Genomic DNA, 15,406 nt, shown 5'->3' on the forward strand with positions numbered 1-15,406 from the left:
TCAAATGATGCGGTTTTTCAGGTGGCGGCCACCGTTGATGACCACTTGGCTGCCGGTGCTGTATTGGCTGGCAAGCAGGTACTTGACCGTCTCGATCAGCGGCCCGGCGCCCGGTTCGAATTCCAGCAGTGCCTTCTTCAGCGTCTGCTGGCGATAGGCTTCGTCGCCGCCCTCCTTGAGGATCAGCAGCCCAGGCAGAATACCGTTGACGTGTACCGTGGGTGCGTACTTTTCGGCAAACGACAACACCATGTTCTGCAACGCGGCCTTGGTGGCGGCGTAGCCGATGTGGCTCTTGCTGCCGCGTGAGGACGTTTCGTCGCAGACGTGGATGATGTCGGCCTTGTCGACCTTGGCCAAGAGCTCGCCCAGGGCCAGATTGAGATGATAGGGCGCTTCGACATGAAGGCGGAACATGGTGTCGAGGTTGGCCAGGTCATCGTCGAGCCACAGCGAAGCGTTGTGGATGACGGCGCGCAGGCCATCGTAATGGCTGTAGAGGTAGTCGATCAGTGCCTGGCGATCGGCCGCCTGGCACAAGTCTGCGGTGAACGGAATGATATTGGGGTGTGGCGATTGAGGCTGGACGCTGCGGCTGGCACTGACCACCGTATGGCCGGCCTGGGCCAGTTCCATGGCCAGGGCCAGCCCGACGCGTTGGCTGGCTCCGGTTATCAGGATAGGGCTGTTCATGTTCGGGGCGGTCAACTGTATGAGTCGAAGGTTGTCGCCCAGCATACCCCAACTGCCCAACGCGTGTGTGGCCTGCGCCTACCGGCTACGCCAGGCGTGTTCGCGTGCCGCCGCCCCCTGCAGCCAGCCCGCCAGCAGGTGCGTTGAAAGGGGGATGAACAGGTACACCATCAGGGGGGTGAGCGCCAGGGTGCTGACAAGCACGCGTGGCAACAGGTCCATGCCTGCCAGCCAGTGACCGAACAGCATGTTAAAGGCCAGTGACACCGGAAAGAATGCCAGCCAGATCGCCGTGGCCTGTTTCCAACGGGGTGGTTTACGCACCAAGGCAGTGCCGAACCAGTCGTTTATGCCACTGACCCGTGCCTCCCTGGGGCGCTCGAACAGCCCGTTGCCGCGCTTGAGCCAGGCGCGCCGCGAGGCCGAATGTTCCCAGGCATGCAAGGTCGGCTCATCGCTGAAGCGGAAGATGATCTGGAATTCATCGCCGTCGCGCGGCGGTGCGAGAATCCCTGAGCCCAGGTAGCCGGGGAAATCGGTGGCCAGCTGTTCGCCCTCATGGAGCCAGGCCAGCAGTTCTTCATAGCGGCCATCGGCGGCGCGCCGCGACACCATCAAGGTGACGGGGGATCTAGACATCGTGTATCTCCTGACGACGAGGCTGGCGGGTAGCTGGCCCCTTGGCTGTGTCGGCCGGGGTGGTGGTCGACTCAGTTAGGCATGCAAGAAGTGGGCGCGGATTATGGCGTATCGACCGAGCGGGCGTAAGCCACCGCCGTGGGAGAACACGGTGCGTTCGTCGGGTGTCGTCTTCAGCCGGGCATTTGCGTATGCAACTCAGGGTGAGCAAGCCGGTGCTTGTGGAGGATGAAATCGCGCAGGCGTTCGATGTCTTCCTGGGCAGTGCCACTTAGGTCATAGGCGGCCTTGGAGCCGTCGATACGCCGGCCCAGCTTGCCGTGAAGCTCGATGGGGCAGACACCGTCCGGGGCGAATCGGAGCGTGAAGACATCAGGAGCGTCTAGCAGGTCGCGCACATGCACAAGCACACCTTTGACAGAGATATCGCACACCCAGAGCCCGCTCTCCTCACCGTGGGCGTCGAGCAATGCACAGGGCGGATCAAGGGTCAGCCGCCATGGGCGCAGCCTGGGGCCTATCTCGAAGATATCGGGCGCGCCCAGTTGCAATTGCAGCGTATGAAACTCGTCCTCGATCAGCTGAAGCGGAATGCTGATCTGCTGGTTGTCGACATGGGCCTGCAAGGTAACCTGCTCATGAGCGACCAGGCGCGTGAGCAGACCCTGAATGCGGCTGTCCCCATTGACCAGGAGGCTCGTCATGGCTTCGGTCATGTCAAACTGCGGGGAGTGCTGGACATCCTGGATATAGTCCAGCTCATCCTGGGTCAGAAGTGTGTCGGGGGGCATGTTGAAACTCGATGTGGAGGGTTCTACGGCCCGATTGACTCCAAAGCGCATTGGTTCACGCACCATCACCGGCTTTCTGACGAGCGCGCAGCTCAGCCAGTTCGCGTTCCGTTTCCACTTGCCGGGTAACGTCCCTCTGAATGCCGATGTAGTACAGGCGCTGGTCAGCCGCGTGCCTTAGCGGGGTAATGGACAGCTCGTTCCAGAAAGCGGTGCCGTCCTTGCGGTAGTTACGCAGCACTTCACGGCATGCCCGGCCCTCGGTCAGCGCTTTGCGGATGCGCGCGCGGCCCAATTGGTCACGGTCGTCCCCCTGCAGAAAGCGGCAGTCCTGGTACAGGATTTCATCCCGGCTGTAGCCGGTGAGACGCTCGAAAGCCGCGTTCACGTAGATGAGGATGGTGTCGTCGCCTTCCTGTTCAGCGACCACGATACCGTCGTCCGAGGCATCGACCATCGATTGCAGCAACTGCGCATTGATCATGTCTGGGTCATGCAGTGAGGAATGAGGGCCGCGGGCGTTGCCACGGCCTTGTGCCAGCGCTGGGTGCTAGTATCCTACGATTTCACTCAGTATCGGAATCCTTTTCCCTGATGAAAGTCGTCATTATTTCCGGATCGGTGTACGGCACCGCCGAAGAAGTTGCCCGTCACGCCGAATCGCTGCTCAAGGCCGCTGGCCTGGAAGCCTGGCACGCCAACCGAGCCTCTTTGCAAGACTTGCAGGCGTTCGGCCCGCAGGCCGTACTGGCGGTGACCTCCACCACAGGCATGGGCGAGTTACCCGACAACCTCATGCCCCTCTACAGCGCCCTGCGCGACACCCTGCCGGCCGACTGGCGTGGCCTGCCGGGTGCAGTCATCGCCTTGGGCGATTCCAGTTATGGCGATACCTATTGCGGTGGCGGCGAACAGATGCGCGAACTGTTTGCCGAACTTGGCGTGCAGGAGGTGCTGCCCATGCTGCGGCTTGATGCCAGCGAAACCGTGACACCGGAAACCGATGCCGAGCCGTGGCTGGCTGAACTGGTGCAGGCACTGAGCGCCTGACGTTTTTGCAGGAAGGATACGCAGCCGGCAACCAGTCAGGCTGCGCCTACCGCTGGTGCAGGTGACTCGCTCAGTCATCAAGCTGGCTGGCAACGCAAGTTCAAGCGCCTCGGCCGCTGGCTAGACTGTGTCTCGCACAGAGAGCACATGCAAGTGCCGAGGTGACATGCAATGACAGCAGCCTTGCCTTATCGCGTCCACATCCCTTAACCCGGTGCCTTCCGATGCCCATGGCCGAAATTCCATTGTGCGTCTGGCGTACCCGGGGACAGAGTTTCACATTCCGGGGCCAGAGCATCCGCTACTGGACCGCAGGGCAAGGAACGCCCCTGCTTTTGCTACATGGTTTTCCTACAGGCAGCTGGGACTGGCATTACTTGTGGGGCCCTCTGGCCCAGCGCTATCGGGTGGTGGCCTGCGACATGCTGGGGTTCGGCGATTCGGCCAAGCCAGTTGATCACGCCTATAGCCTGATGGAGCAGGCCGACTTGCAGCAGGCCTTGCTGGCTCACCTGCAGATCGACCAGCCGGTGGATGTGCTGGCTCATGATTACGGAGGTAGCGTGGCCCAGGAGCTGCTGGCTCGGCATCATGAGCAGCGCGCCAATATCGCCAGCTGCGTCTTTCTCAACAGCGGCCTGTTTCCTGAAGGTTGTCGCATGCTGTTACTGCAGAAGCTGCTGCTAAGTCGCCTGGGCTGGCTGGTGGCGCGCTCGTTCAGCCGCGATGACCTGGTGCGTCACCTGACCCGTGTCTATGGGCCATGTACCCACCCGAGCGAAAGCGTGCTCGACGACTTCTGGAGCATGCTGGCTGCCAATCGCGGCACGCGCGTGCTGCACAGGCTTGCCGGCTACGTGCCTGAACGCTTGCAGCACCGTGATCGCTGGACGCAGGCGCTGCAGGGGGCGGTGCCGTTGCGTTTGATCGCCGGCGCAGTCGATCCCCTTTATGGCGCGCACATGGTCGAGCACTACCGTCGACACGTTCCGACCGCCGATGTCGTGCTGTTGCAGGGTATTGGCCACCATCCGCATACCGAGGCGCCGCAACAGGTATTGCGTCATTACCTGGCGTTCAGGGAACCCGCCCAAGGGTTCGGCTCGCTCAAAGTGGCCAGGTTTTGACCCGATGACGTGGCAACCGGGCTCCTGAGGATCAAACGGCAGGCAAAAAAAACCGCTGCCTTTCGCAGCGGTCAATCGAGACGTCAGATCAAGGAGCTTCAAAATCTACGTCGATACACCTGACTGGCACCGCGAGCGGGGGGAGAGCCCTCGGTGCCAGCCAGTGATCCGATAATAAGCAATTGAATCGACTGGAAAAACCGCATACGGCGACATTCACCGTTACATACCAGGCAACAGTCTGCGGTGCTCAAGAGGCTGGGCAGTACCCCATGCGCCAGCTTGCCTCGCGCGTAGCAGCCAAAAGCCGCTGCGCCGCAGGGCCTTGTTCATCGGCATGAAACATCGACGTGGGCCCCACCACCGTCATCACCGCAGCGATCTGCCCCATGGCGTTGAAGATCGGCGCCGACAGCGCATCCACACCCGGCATCAGCAGCCCATGGATGTGGTGCAGGCCGCGTTCACGTATACCTGCCAGCACCGTCTGATAATCCCCAGGCCCTTGCTTGAGCTGGGTCAGCTCGCGCGCCATCAAGTCCACGGTTTCCCGCTCAGGCAAATGGGCCGCGAACACCAGCCCGGTGGACGAGGTCAGCAGCGGCAATACCGAGCCAATCTGCGTCACCACGGTGACGGCGCGTACGGCCGGTTCGATGCTTACCACGGTCGCCCCCTGATTGCCCCACACCGCAATGAAGCAACTCTCGTTCAGTTCATCACGCAGCTGGGAGAGCGGCAGCGCGGCGACTTTCAGCACATCGATGCTGCCCAGCGCGGCCATGCCCACGCGCAAGGCTTCGCGCCCCAGGCCGTAATGATTGGTAGCCGCATTCTGTTCGGCGAACCCGCTGGCAATCAGGGCTTGCAGGTAACGATGCACCTTGCTCGCCGGCATCTGGACATGCTCTGCAAGCCTGGACAGTGACGTGGAGGGTGAGAGTTCGGCCAATGCCTTGAGGATGTCGGTGCCTACCTCGGCTGAGCGGACCTTCTGCTTGCCGTTGTCGGTAGGGGAGCTGGCTTTGGCCATCGGTAGGGTCATCCGCGAGTCATCGAGTCGCGCCTTTATAGCTTGACGCCTGGCGCAGAGCAAATTACGTTATTCGTAATCTGATTACGATAAAAACAATGCAGATGCGCCGCCGTTCCCTCGGGCAGCAGCAACTGCTCCCACAGGCCGCCCCGGCCCGGAGGCATCGATGAATCGCGACCCTGCACCTGACCTTCACTACCTCAGCGGTTTCGGCAACGAATTCACCAGCGAAGCGTTGCCAGGCGCCTTGCCGGTCGGGCAGAACTCGCCACAGAAAACCCCCTATAGGCTCTATGCCGAACTGCTCTCCGGCACGGCGTTCACCATGGCCCGTCATGAGCTGCGCCGCACCTGGATGTACCGCATCCGGCCGTCAGCCGCCCATCCGCGTTTCGAGCGCCTGGCGCGCCAGCCCCTGAACCAGGTGGGGGGCACGATCACGCCCAACCGCCTGCGCTGGAACCCGCAGCCCATCCCGCAAGCGCCAACCGACTTCATCGAGGGTTGGCTGCCCATGGCGGCCAATGGCCCTGCCAACGCGCCTGGCGGTGTGAGCATCTACATCTACAGCGCCAACCGCTCCATGGAGCGCGTGTTCTTCAACGCCGATGGCGAGCTGTTGCTGGTGCCTGAGCAAGGTCGGCTGCGCCTTGCCACCGAGCTGGGTGTGATGCAGGTGGGCCCGCTTGAAATTGCAGTGATTCCCCGCGGCATGAAGTTTCGTGTCGAACTGCTCGATGGCCATGCCCGTGGCTACCTGGCTGAAAACCACGGCGCGCCCTTGCGCCTGCCGGACCTGGGGCCTATTGGCAGCAATGGGCTGGCCAACCCCCGCGATTTCGAAACGCCGGTGGCCGCTTATGAACACACCACTGGGCCGGTACAGCTGGTACAGAAATTTCTGGGAGAGCACTGGGCGTGCGAGCTCCAGCATTCCCCATTGGACGTGGTGGCCTGGCACGGTAGCAACGTGCCTTACAAATACGACCTGCGTCGCTTCAATACCTTGGGCACAGTCAGCTTCGACCACCCGGACCCCTCGATTTTCACCGTGCTCACCTCACCGACCAGCGTGCATGGCCTTGCCAACATGGACTTCGTGATCTTCCCCCCGCGCTGGATGGTGGCCGAGAACACCTTCCGTCCGCCATGGTTCCACCGCAACCTGATGAACGAGTTCATGGGGCTGATCGACGGTGCCTACGATGCCAAGGCCGAAGGCTTCGTGCCCGGTGGCGCGTCCCTGCACAGCGTGATGAGTGCCCATGGCCCGGATGCCGAGACCTGCGACAGGGCCATCGCGGCCGAGCTTGCCCCGCACAAGATCGAGAACACCATGGCGTTCATGTTCGAGACCAGCCAGGTGCTGCGCCCGAGCCAGTACGCCATGTCCTGCCCGCAGTTGCAGGCCGACTACGACAGCTGCTGGGCCACCTTGCCCAGCGCCTTCAACCCGAACCGGAGATAACCCATGAACCAACCCGCCATTGCTCGCAGCTGGGTGAGCCACGCCAATGGGCACAGTGACTTCCCGCTGCAGAACCTGCCCTTGGGTATCTTCAGTCGTGGCAGCGAAGCCAAGCGCTGTGGCGTGGCCATCGGCGATGCCATCCTCGACCTTGAGGCGGTGCTGGCCATGGGTTTGTTCGAAGGTCAGGCCAAGGCGGCGGTACTTGCCACCCAGGGCGGCACCTTGAACGCGTTTTTCGCACTCGGGCGCGCTGCGCGCGTGGCGCTGCGGGAGCGGCTGCTCGAGTTGCTCGGTGAGCAATCCGAGCACCAGGCAATGCTGGAGGGCGCGCTTTATCCCGCCAGCACCTGCCAGTTGCATGTGCCGGCCCAGATCGGCGATTACACCGACTTCTACGTGGGCATCGAGCATGCCCGCAACATTGGCAAGTTGTTCCGCCCCGACAACCCCTTGCTCCCCAACTACAAGTATGTGCCCATCGGCTATCACGGCCGCGCATCGACCATTCGCCCCTCCGGGACGGATGTCCGCCGGCCCAAGGGCCAGACATTGCCTGCCGGCCAGAGCGAACCAAGCTTCGGCCCCTGTGCGCGGCTGGACTACGAGCTGGAGCTGGGCATCTGGATCGGGCAGGGCAACGACATCGGCCAGGCCATCCCCATCGGCGATGCCGCCGAGCACATCGCGGGCCTGTGCCTGCTCAACGACTGGTCGGCGCGGGACATCCAGGCGTGGGAATACCAGCCGCTGGGCCCGTTCCTGTCCAAAAGCTTCGTGACCACGATTTCGCCCTGGGTCGTCACGGCCGAGGCGCTGGCGCCCTTGCGCTGCGCTCAGCCGCCAAGGCCTCAAGGTGACCCCCAGCCGCTGTCCTATCTGCTCGACAAGCGGGATCAGGCAGCGGGTGCATTCGACATCGAACTGGAAGTGTTGCTGCTCACCGAGCGCATGCGCGAGGAGGGGGGGGCGCCGCACCGCCTGGCCCTGAGCAACACCCGCAGCATGTACTGGACGGTGGCCCAGTTGGTGGCGCACCACAGTGTCAACGGTTGCCAGTTGCAACCCGGCGACCTGTTCGGCTCCGGCACCCTGTCAGGTGCAACCCCAGGGTCCTATGGCAGCTTGCTGGAAATCACCGAGGGCGGTAAGCACCCGGTCGAGCTGCCCAATGGCGAAGTGCGCAAGTTTCTGGAGGACGGCGACGAAATCATCCTGCGGGCACGGGGTGTGTGCGACGGTGGGGTGAGCATCGGGTTCGGCGAGTGCCGTGGTCGGGTCATTGCGGCCAACTGAGGAGACGCAGGCATGGAGCTGTATACCTATTACCGTTCCACCTCGTCCTACCGAGTGCGGATTGCCTTGGCCCTCAAAGGGCTGAGCTTCAGGGCACTCCCCATCAATCTGCTGCAAGGCGAGCATCGGCAAGCCGGTTATCTGGGTATCAATGCCCAGGGCCGGGTGCCCACTCTGCGTACCGACGATGGTGAGGTTCTGGTGCAATCTCCAGCCATCATCGAGTACCTGGAAGAGGCCTATCCGCTGCCCGCGCTGCTACCGGCAGGGGCGGCGCAGCGCGCCAAGGCGCGTGGGGTGGCGGCGATCATCGGCTGCGACATCCACCCCCTGCACAACGTGAGCGTGCTCAACCGCCTGCGTGAAGCGGGCCAGGATGAAGTGCAGATCAACCAATGGATCGGCCATTGGATAAGCCAGGGGTTGGGGGCTGTCGAACAGGTGATCGGCGAGGGTGGCTATTGCCTGGGCGATGCGCCTGGCCTGGCGGATGTCTACCTGATACCGCAGCTCTATGCCGCCGAGCGATTCGGGGTCGACCTTGGGGGTTACCCGCGCATTCGCAGGGTGGCGGCGTTGGCGCAGCAGCATCCGGCGTTCATGCAGGCTCATCCTTCGCGTCAACCCGATACGCCGTAGTGTGCAGCGTTAGATTGCGCGATCAATGAAGGGAGCGGCTTGTCGCGGGCAACTGCTCCAGCCGCTCGCTCAATACCAGCCGCTGCACAGGGTCTTCCGTCAGCAGTAATGCATGTTCCAGGTCGAAGCGCTCGGCGTGTGGGCAATCAAGCTGCCTGTACAGGCTTGCCCGGGCCAGGTAGTCGCCGACCTGGGCAGGCCCCAGTTGCATGACGCGCTCGGCGTCGATCAGCGCCGCGAGTGGGGCATCATTGCTGGTGTGCAACTGGCGCAGGTTGCGTGACAGCCGTTGCAGCATCTGCATGGCGCTGGCCGGGCGCAAGTGCTCGGCGCTCAAGGCGGTGCCCGGACCGTACTGGCGGACCAGCAGCTCCCGGCAATCATTGGGGTAAAGACGCCGACCGCCGCAGGGGTCGAGCAAATGGTCGGCACCCGGCACGCGCAACAGGAAATGCCCAGGGAAGGCGACGCCTTCGAGTGGAATGGACAGTCGCTGCGCAAACTCCAGTGCCAGGATGGCCAAGGCCAGCGGTTGGCCGCGTCGCCTTGTCAGCACATGGTTCATCAAGGCAGCGTGAGGACGCAGCGGCAGGTATTCATCCTGTTGGAAACCCAACGCGTTGAGCTGGCGCAAGAGCGGCTGGGCAAGTTCAGTGACGCCAATCATGGGCAGGTGAATGCTGATGGTGTGCTGCATGTTCTGGAACACGGCCTGGCAGGCATCAGGATCGACGCTTGGGTCATGTTCGGCGGCGATCCACAGCGCAGCTTGCAGCAGGGCGGCAGGCGTGTTTTCAAGGCAGGCCAGGCAGGCTTGACGTGGCTTCATGGGCTTCTCCACTCACCCTTGAGTAATAGCCGGCCAGAGCGGTTTCGTCCAGTTGTCCGGTAGCCCGGCCCGCCCGTTTCAGGTGCCTATACTGGATGCTGCACCTCATGGGGAGCTAGGCCATGTTCGCACTGATGCAATGCACCCGTACTCAGTCACTGCATGTGTTCAACGATCCGCAGACAGGCCTTGAGGCCGTCGTGGTCATTCACAGCGAGCGGTTCGGGCCGGCCATGGGCGGTTGTCGCTACCTTGCCTACACCGATCATGAGAGTGCGATCAACGACGCAGTCACCCTGGCCCAGGGCATGAGCTACAAGGCGGCAATGGCGGGCCTGCCTTTCGGGGGCGGCATGGCGGTCATGCTGCGCAGCCCGCAGGTGAACGACCGCGCTGCCTTGTTCGAAGCATTCGGCCGCTGTATCGATAGCTTGCAAGGGCGGCTACTCATCGCCCTGGACAGCGGCACCTCGACACTGGACATGGATTGCTTGGCGCAAGGCACCCCCCATGTTGTCAGCACGACAGCGCTGGGTGACCCTGCTCCACATGCGGCGATGGGGGTATTCGCGGGCCTGCGCGCCACCGCCCATGCGCGGCTGGGCAGCCACAACCTGGAAGGGCTGCGTGTCGCCATCCAGGGGTTGGGAAGTGTAGGGTACGCGCTGGCCGAACACCTGCACGCAGCAGGTGCAGACCTGCTGGTCAGCGACCTGGAGCCTGGCCGAGTGCGACTTGCAGTAGAGCAGTTCGACGCACAACCGATTGCCCACGATGCGCTCCCCAGTACACCGTGCGACATCTTCGCCCCCTGCGGCATAGGCCCGGGATTGAATGGGCAAAGCGTGATGCAGTTGAGGTGCGCGGCAGTGGCGGGTGCTGCAAACAACCAACTGGCATCGTTGCACGTTGCCGACCAGTTGGAAGGGCGGGGGATTCTGTATGCACCTGATTACGTGATCAACGCGGGTGCCCTGATCTACTCAGCGCTGGCCCATAGGGGCGAAAAAGCGGAGGCGATCACCGCCCACATTGCCCGTATACCCACCCGCCTGACCGAAGTGTTCGGCCATGCCCAGGCTGAAAAGCGTTCGCCTGCACGTGTGGCGCAGGCGCTGGCGGAACGTTTGTTGTACGACTGAATACAACGCCCTCAGGCCTCGTCGCTCAAAGGCCCAGCGATCGCTATTGAGCAGCATCGCCCTCGAGCAGTTCACCCAGCGCGTCGGGCTGGCTCTTGAACGCCCTGGCGAACACATCGCGGTTCTTGGCCATGTAGATACCGGCTTCTTCTACCTGCTGTTCGCTCAACGATGGCACAGCCTTGTGCAGGACTTCTGCCAGGCGCTCAGCCAGTTCGAGCATCTTGTCGTGACGGTCTGCTTCGGCCTTATCCATGAACAAGCGCTCCGGGTCGCGGCTGCTGCGATACACCACTTCGACGGCCATTCATCACCTCTATGCCTTTTTGCTGTTAACGATTTACTGTATCGATATACAGTAATGGCATTCCCTGAATCGCGCAACCCTGAATTTCCCAGGGGGTGTGCGTGTCCTGCATCGCTCGACCACCTTCCAAGCCCCTGTGCCTGGCCCTTTAACTGCATGGCACAAGCGTCATACAGGCAGCGGATCATTTTTCAGAGAGCTTCGGGGAGTCATCGATCATGAACATCAAATGGGCAGAAAAACTGCGCAAAGGCCTGCACGGCTCAGCCGATTCGCTGGGCAACCTGTGCGTCGAAGGCTTTCACTACCTGGCCTTGTTCGGCATCGGTGCGATAACGGCCTATGCCGCTGTGGTGACGTTTCTGGACATGCTCGGCAAAGGTGGGATCAGCGTGGATGACATCCTGCTGCTGTTCATCTACCTGGAGTTGGGCGCCATGGTGGGTATCTACTTCAAGACCAACCCACCTATAACTAACATTTTTCCTCAGAACTCTGCTCTCTTAAAATTCAAACAAAATCATTGGGTTATGGCGTAATCTTTCGTTTTCGCGGAACTGATTTGCTGCTTGGATGTTTTTTCGGTTTGGTGTATGAGAGGAGGGTGTAGGTATGAAATGGGCGGATCGGATGCGCGTAAGGCTTCATGCTGGGGCAAACAGCCTTGGAAACCTCGGCGTTGAGCTTTTCCATTATCTTGCGCTTTTTGGGATCGGTGCGATCACAATCTACGCAGGCGTCACCACCTTCATCGAAATGCTTCATCAGGAAAAAATCAGCGTCGATGACATCCTGCTGCTGTTTATCTATCTCGAACTGCTTGCTATGAGCGGAATCTATTTCCGCACAAACCATATGCCATTGCGGTTCCTGCTTTACATTGGAGTGACTGCCCTGATTCGGCTGCTGATTAGCGATGTGTCACATCACAAATCCCCTGACGAGGGCATTCTTTACCTAACGGGCGGTGTGGTGCTGCTCTCTGTTTCCATTCTCGTCGTGCGATATGCATCTGCGCGGTTCCCGTCGGTCAAAGAAAACACAGACTGATATAGTTAATGATTAAAAGGTCGCTAAAAAGCGGCCTTTTTTATTATCAAATTTTTGATGCGCTTACGCTTATTGGTCTGGCTTGAATGTTAGTGCGTCTTGTCATTTGTTGTAGCAAAAGTGGCTTCGTGCTATCGTGTTTTATTTGCATTCAAGGGAGTGAAAAATTTTGGCAGTTATAATACCGGATTTAGATCAGATAAATAGATCTCGACAAGCGCCAACGTCCGGAGAACTTCATTTGCTTGACGCTCTTGGTGGGATGTTCGATGAGAGCACGAGCGTATATTTCCAACCATGCTTCAATGGTGATCGGCCTGACATTGTATTACTGAATAAAAAGCTAGGCGTAGTCGTTGTTGAAGTAAAAGATTGGGATCTTGATAGGTATAGGGTTTCTTCGGATAATAAATGGAGTTTAAAGAGTAATGGGCATATAGTAAAGTCTCCGTTTGAGCAGGTATTCGCTTATAAAAAGAATTTTTTTGATGTTCATGTGAATGGTCTGCTGGAAAAGGTGGTCAGGGATGACAGGTTTTTTAATATTATTAGTGTTAATGTTTATTTCCATTGTGCAACAAAAAAACAATTGAGTGATTTTTATAATCCGGCGATTTCTGAAATTGGTCAGCAGTTACGGGATAATGAAGCAAGTTTTAAAGCGGGGAGGGTAGCTCACGAAGGCTATGAAAAGCGACGGGAATATTTGGAGCGAAAGAGAAAGAAGCTGCTTCGTGATCTGAATATGCTGTCAATTACAAAAGATAATATAAATAAGATTTCATTCGGAAAAAATTTAAAAGGGATTGATTTCTACGAAACGGTTTACGATGAGTTTTACCGTCTTTTGTCTCCCCCATACCATTACGCTAACGAAGGGAAAGAGCTGCAATATAGTAAGCTTCAAACGAGGCTGTCTGAAAGCTTAGACGGATCCAGAGCAAAAATTTGCGGGGTTGCTGGATCAGGTAAGACTACGGTTTTAGCAAAGCGTGCTGTTAATGCATATAAAAGGCATGAGGAGGTGGTGTTAATACTGACCTTCAATATAACCTTGCGGATGTATATAAAAGGAAGGATTAACGAAGTCCGTGAAGACTTTTCGTGGGGCAATTTTGAAATTGCACACTATCATGGTTTTATGACTGATGCATTTAATAATTATGGTGTGCATGTCGATTTCAAAGATCTTGATTGGGAAGGAGTAGAAGCGCAATATTTTTCTAATCAGAATATATTTGATCAGGTTGAGGTTCAGCAGAAATACGCCACTATTTTGATAGATGAGGTCCAGGATTATAAGCCGGAATGGCTAAAAATTATTAGAGATAATTTCTTAGCCCCGCAAGGTGAAATGGTTCTCTTTGGTGATGAAAAGCAAAACATATATTCACGGGCGATAGACACTGACAGGCGTTCTAAGCTTATAGAAGGTTTTGGACGATGGGAAAAGCTCAGTAAGAGCTTTAGGTTCAAGCAAGACAGCCATATTTTGAAAGTGGCAGCTCTTTTTCAGGAGAGCTTCCTTCAACAAAACTATGATGTTGACGTAGATGAATCCTACCAGCCGTCTCTTACAATGCTAGGTATTAACGCATATTCCACATATCATGAAAATGATTTAGAAGCTTGTGTGAAACAGGTAGTGGACCTCACAAGAAATGAGCGATTACATCCAAATGACGTGACAATAATTTGCTCGAAGGAAAGCATTCTCCAAAATTTGGATTATCATCTGCGTAATGGTAGTGGGTTCAAGCAGCGCACACTCACTACTTTTGCTACTTTGGAAATGATGCAGCATCCAAGGTTTAAAAAATCATACAAGACTTTTGGAAATGCAAAAAAAATAGGATTTAATTTGAATAGTGGAGTGACAAAGTTATCCACAATTCACAGTTTTAAGGGTTATGAGTCTCCTCTCATAATTTTATTTGTCTGTGATAAGGACTCTGCGGAAATAATTTACACTGGGCTTACTCGGGCGAAGGAAAGTATTGTCGTGTTTTTTCCAGAGCGAAGTGTTTATAGTGATTTCTTTGAGAAAAACTTTGATCGTCTGGGCGGAGTCTTGAATAATAGTTAGTAGAATGAGGTGTCATAATTTATAGAGCGAAGGGTTTGTTTTTAATTAGGATGGTTTTTTACCATTTTTGGTATGTTTTTTATTTACTGTCTCGCATATCCACATCATAGCTAGCGAAGCTTCAGGTAAATATTTTCGTAAAAATCATGAAAGAATTTTTCACGGTTTTAAAAATGTCTTTTTTGTGACGGCGCAGGATTTCGGTGTCGTCAAGACCAACCACATGCCCATCCGCTTTCTGCTGTACGTGGCCATCACCGCGCTCACCCGCCTGTTGATTGGCGACGTGTCGCACCACAAGGCGCCCGATGTGGGGCTGCTGTACGTGTGCGGAGGTATCCTGCTGCTGGCATTCGCCATTCTTGTGGTGCGCTACGCGTCGTATCGCTATCCGTCGACCAAGGTCCTGGACGCCAGCGGCAAGGATGTGGAAGAGGGTAAGTGACCCTCAGTTGGCCACGACGTTGCGTGCTTGACCACCACTGGGGCGCGTAAGGGCGGCGAGGACTTGCATGGGGTTCTGGCTGCGGTCTATCGCCAGGCCCAGGCGGATGCTGTCGATGACCCGTTGCAAGCGAGCGGGGTCGTTGCGTTGCGCCTGGCTGATCAAGCGTTTGGCGGCGATGCCCGCCTCGTCAGACAAGGTGAGCATGATGCTCCCGTCGAGCGCCTCGATGCTCAGATTTACCCGGTACTGGGGGCTGAACGCTGCACTGATCTGATCGAATGGGTTGGTCATGATGGCGCTTCTGCAACGTGATGATGCAGAAATTGACTGGTGGGGGTGGGACCGGGTTCCAACCGTTTATCGGTCGCGGCACGGCGGCAGTGGTGCAAGGCTGAGCCCTTGCGCTTGGATAAGGCAAGGGCCGCTGCGCGGCCCCGTTCCGGTCAGGCGATCAAGCCTCCGGGTCGCTCAGCTCCAGCACGCCACGCTTGCTACGCAACTTGCCGTACAGGTGCTCCAGCGCATGGGTCAGCTTGGTGGCCGCGCCTTCCACCGCCTGGTCAAGCGAGTTGGCCGTGTGGGTCACCGAGATCGGCTGATGGCCTTTTGGGCGAGCCTCCATCTGGCAGCGCTTGTCCTGTGGTCCGGGTTTGCCGCCGTTTTCATCGCGCAGGTGCACCTCGATACGGGTGAGGTCTTCCTCGTAGCGCTCCAGCGTGTCTTGCACCGTGTTGCGGACCCACTCGTCGAGCCGGGCATTGCCATCGATGTGGTTGCTGCTGTTGACCTGGATTTGCATGATTCA

The 15,406-nt window shown here is 58.1% G+C and carries 17 protein-coding genes and 2 pseudogenes; 10 read left to right on the forward strand and 9 right to left on the reverse strand.

The features are described 5' to 3' along the window. From folM to ACF8GB_RS15095, 4 genes are all read right to left on the reverse strand, one after another. Positions 1-738, reverse strand: a complete 738-nt coding sequence (gene folM / locus ACF8GB_RS15080) for a dihydromonapterin reductase (RefSeq protein WP_058637208.1) — start codon at positions 736-738, stop codon at positions 1-3. Positions 739-771: 33 nt separating this feature from the next. Then, positions 772-1,332 (reverse strand): antibiotic biosynthesis monooxygenase, encoded by a 561-nt coding sequence (locus tag ACF8GB_RS15085; protein ID WP_078478012.1) that lies wholly within the window; start codon positions 1,330-1,332, stop codon positions 772-774. 173 nt (positions 1,333-1,505) lie between these two features. Continuing rightward, the gene (locus ACF8GB_RS15090) at positions 1,506-2,123 is read right to left on the reverse strand and encodes a PilZ domain-containing protein (RefSeq protein WP_058637206.1); all 618 of its coding nucleotides are present in this window, start codon (positions 2,121-2,123) and stop codon (positions 1,506-1,508) included. 55 nt (positions 2,124-2,178) lie between these two features. Further along, positions 2,179-2,607: a PAS domain S-box protein gene (locus tag ACF8GB_RS15095; protein ID WP_058637205.1), complete on the reverse strand. Its 429-nt coding sequence runs from the start codon at positions 2,605-2,607 to the stop codon at positions 2,179-2,181. 110 nt (positions 2,608-2,717) lie between these two features. Here ACF8GB_RS15095 and ACF8GB_RS15100 point away from each other — a divergent pair, with 110 nt between their 5' ends. Beyond that, the gene (locus ACF8GB_RS15100) at positions 2,718-3,173 is read left to right on the forward strand and encodes a flavodoxin (RefSeq protein ID WP_058637204.1); all 456 of its coding nucleotides are present in this window, start codon (positions 2,718-2,720) and stop codon (positions 3,171-3,173) included. 224 nt (positions 3,174-3,397) lie between these two features. Further along, the gene (locus ACF8GB_RS15105; protein ID WP_058604882.1) at positions 3,398-4,300 is read left to right on the forward strand and encodes an alpha/beta fold hydrolase; all 903 of its coding nucleotides are present in this window, start codon (positions 3,398-3,400) and stop codon (positions 4,298-4,300) included. A gap of 250 nt (positions 4,301-4,550) precedes the next feature. Here ACF8GB_RS15105 and ACF8GB_RS15110 read toward each other — a convergent pair whose 3' ends face one another. Continuing rightward, the gene (locus ACF8GB_RS15110; protein ID WP_392475677.1) at positions 4,551-5,333 is read right to left on the reverse strand and encodes an IclR family transcriptional regulator; all 783 of its coding nucleotides are present in this window, start codon (positions 5,331-5,333) and stop codon (positions 4,551-4,553) included. Positions 5,334-5,502: 169 nt separating this feature from the next. On the opposite strand from ACF8GB_RS15110, the gene hmgA reads away from it, so the two are divergent. From hmgA to maiA, 3 genes are read left to right on the forward strand one after another with little or no spacing between them, the layout of a single operon-like run. Continuing rightward, complete coding sequence (hmgA, locus tag ACF8GB_RS15115; RefSeq protein WP_392527271.1) at positions 5,503-6,804, forward strand: homogentisate 1,2-dioxygenase; 1,302 nt, start codon at positions 5,503-5,505, stop codon at positions 6,802-6,804. 3 nt (positions 6,805-6,807) lie between these two features. After that, complete coding sequence (fahA, locus tag ACF8GB_RS15120; RefSeq protein WP_196186414.1) at positions 6,808-8,100, forward strand: fumarylacetoacetase; 1,293 nt, start codon at positions 6,808-6,810, stop codon at positions 8,098-8,100. Between the two features lie 12 nt (positions 8,101-8,112). Further along, on the forward strand, positions 8,113-8,739 hold the full coding sequence (maiA, locus tag ACF8GB_RS15125; protein ID WP_392527272.1) for a maleylacetoacetate isomerase: 627 nt from the start codon (positions 8,113-8,115) through the stop codon (positions 8,737-8,739). A gap of 22 nt (positions 8,740-8,761) precedes the next feature. Here maiA and ACF8GB_RS15130 read toward each other — a convergent pair whose 3' ends face one another. Then, positions 8,762-9,568 carry a SirB1 family protein gene (locus tag ACF8GB_RS15130; protein WP_058604887.1) on the reverse strand — a complete coding sequence of 269 codons (807 nt, stop codon included), beginning with the start codon at positions 9,566-9,568 and terminating at the stop codon, positions 8,762-8,764. Positions 9,569-9,690: 122 nt separating this feature from the next. Between ACF8GB_RS15130 and ACF8GB_RS15135 the strand changes: the two genes are divergently transcribed. After that, a complete protein-coding gene (locus tag ACF8GB_RS15135) occupies positions 9,691-10,710 on the forward strand; it encodes a Glu/Leu/Phe/Val dehydrogenase (protein ID WP_196186412.1) in 1,020 nt (339 codons plus the stop codon). A 43-nt stretch (positions 10,711-10,753) separates the two neighbouring features. Here ACF8GB_RS15135 and ACF8GB_RS15140 read toward each other — a convergent pair whose 3' ends face one another. After that, entirely contained in the window at positions 10,754-11,017 is a 264-nt protein-coding gene (locus ACF8GB_RS15140; protein ID WP_058604888.1) for a YebG family protein, read from the reverse strand. A gap of 218 nt (positions 11,018-11,235) precedes the next feature. Here ACF8GB_RS15140 and ACF8GB_RS15145 point away from each other — a divergent pair. From ACF8GB_RS15145 to ACF8GB_RS15160, 4 genes and pseudogenes are all read left to right on the forward strand, one after another. Next, a pseudogene (locus tag ACF8GB_RS15145) lies at positions 11,236-11,481 on the forward strand (phosphate-starvation-inducible protein PsiE); the annotation flags it as partial. Between the two features lie 148 nt (positions 11,482-11,629). Continuing rightward, positions 11,630-12,067, forward strand: a complete 438-nt coding sequence (locus tag ACF8GB_RS15150; protein WP_392527273.1) for a phosphate-starvation-inducible protein PsiE — start codon at positions 11,630-11,632, stop codon at positions 12,065-12,067. Between the two features lie 241 nt (positions 12,068-12,308). Then, on the forward strand, positions 12,309-14,153 hold the full coding sequence (locus ACF8GB_RS15155) for a UvrD-helicase domain-containing protein (RefSeq protein ID WP_392527274.1): 1,845 nt from the start codon (positions 12,309-12,311) through the stop codon (positions 14,151-14,153). 211 nt (positions 14,154-14,364) lie between these two features. Next, positions 14,365-14,598, forward strand: a pseudogene (locus ACF8GB_RS15160) (phosphate-starvation-inducible PsiE family protein); the annotation flags it as partial. A 3-nt stretch (positions 14,599-14,601) separates the two neighbouring features. On the opposite strand, the gene ACF8GB_RS15165 reads toward ACF8GB_RS15160, so the two are convergent. Further along, positions 14,602-14,892, reverse strand: a complete 291-nt coding sequence (locus ACF8GB_RS15165; protein ID WP_058637196.1) for a DUF3509 domain-containing protein — start codon at positions 14,890-14,892, stop codon at positions 14,602-14,604. A gap of 160 nt (positions 14,893-15,052) precedes the next feature. Next, positions 15,053-15,400, reverse strand: coding sequence for an HPF/RaiA family ribosome-associated protein (locus tag ACF8GB_RS15170; protein WP_058604891.1), 348 nt, complete (start codon positions 15,398-15,400; stop codon positions 15,053-15,055). Positions 15,401-15,406 lie beyond the last annotated feature (6 nt).

This window comes from Pseudomonas sp. xss_4 (assembly GCF_043104125.1).
GTDB classification, from domain to species: Bacteria; Pseudomonadota; Gammaproteobacteria; order Pseudomonadales; family Pseudomonadaceae; genus Aquipseudomonas; species Aquipseudomonas parafulva_B.

Excerpts from the sequence above, each read along its gene's own strand:
- hmgA (WP_392527271.1), top strand. The coding sequence starts at position 5,503 with ATGAATCGCGACCCTGCACCTGACCTTCACTACCTCAGCGGTTTCGGC.
- ACF8GB_RS15105 (WP_058604882.1), top strand. The coding sequence starts at position 3,398 with ATGCCCATGGCCGAAATTCCATTGTGCGTCTGGCGTACCCGGGGACAG.
- ACF8GB_RS15110 (WP_392475677.1), bottom strand. The coding sequence starts at position 5,333 with ATGGCCAAAGCCAGCTCCCCTACCGACAACGGCAAGCAGAAGGTCCGC.
- ACF8GB_RS15140 (WP_058604888.1), bottom strand. The coding sequence starts at position 11,017 with ATGGCCGTCGAAGTGGTGTATCGCAGCAGCCGCGACCCGGAGCGCTTG.
- maiA (WP_392527272.1), top strand. The coding sequence starts at position 8,113 with ATGGAGCTGTATACCTATTACCGTTCCACCTCGTCCTACCGAGTGCGG.
- ACF8GB_RS15165 (WP_058637196.1), bottom strand. The coding sequence starts at position 14,892 with ATGACCAACCCATTCGATCAGATCAGTGCAGCGTTCAGCCCCCAGTAC.
- ACF8GB_RS15135 (WP_196186412.1), top strand. The coding sequence starts at position 9,691 with ATGTTCGCACTGATGCAATGCACCCGTACTCAGTCACTGCATGTGTTC.
- ACF8GB_RS15150 (WP_392527273.1), top strand. The coding sequence starts at position 11,630 with ATGAAATGGGCGGATCGGATGCGCGTAAGGCTTCATGCTGGGGCAAAC.
- ACF8GB_RS15085 (WP_078478012.1), bottom strand. The coding sequence starts at position 1,332 with ATGTCTAGATCCCCCGTCACCTTGATGGTGTCGCGGCGCGCCGCCGAT.
- ACF8GB_RS15130 (WP_058604887.1), bottom strand. The coding sequence starts at position 9,568 with ATGAAGCCACGTCAAGCCTGCCTGGCCTGCCTTGAAAACACGCCTGCC.
- folM (WP_058637208.1), bottom strand. The coding sequence starts at position 738 with ATGCTGGGCGACAACCTTCGACTCATACAGTTGACCGCCCCGAACATG.
- ACF8GB_RS15095 (WP_058637205.1), bottom strand. The coding sequence starts at position 2,607 with ATGATCAATGCGCAGTTGCTGCAATCGATGGTCGATGCCTCGGACGAC.
- fahA (WP_196186414.1), top strand. The coding sequence starts at position 6,808 with ATGAACCAACCCGCCATTGCTCGCAGCTGGGTGAGCCACGCCAATGGG.
- ACF8GB_RS15090 (WP_058637206.1), bottom strand. The coding sequence starts at position 2,123 with ATGCCCCCCGACACACTTCTGACCCAGGATGAGCTGGACTATATCCAG.
- ACF8GB_RS15170 (WP_058604891.1), bottom strand. The coding sequence starts at position 15,400 with ATGCAAATCCAGGTCAACAGCAGCAACCACATCGATGGCAATGCCCGG.
- ACF8GB_RS15100 (WP_058637204.1), top strand. The coding sequence starts at position 2,718 with ATGAAAGTCGTCATTATTTCCGGATCGGTGTACGGCACCGCCGAAGAA.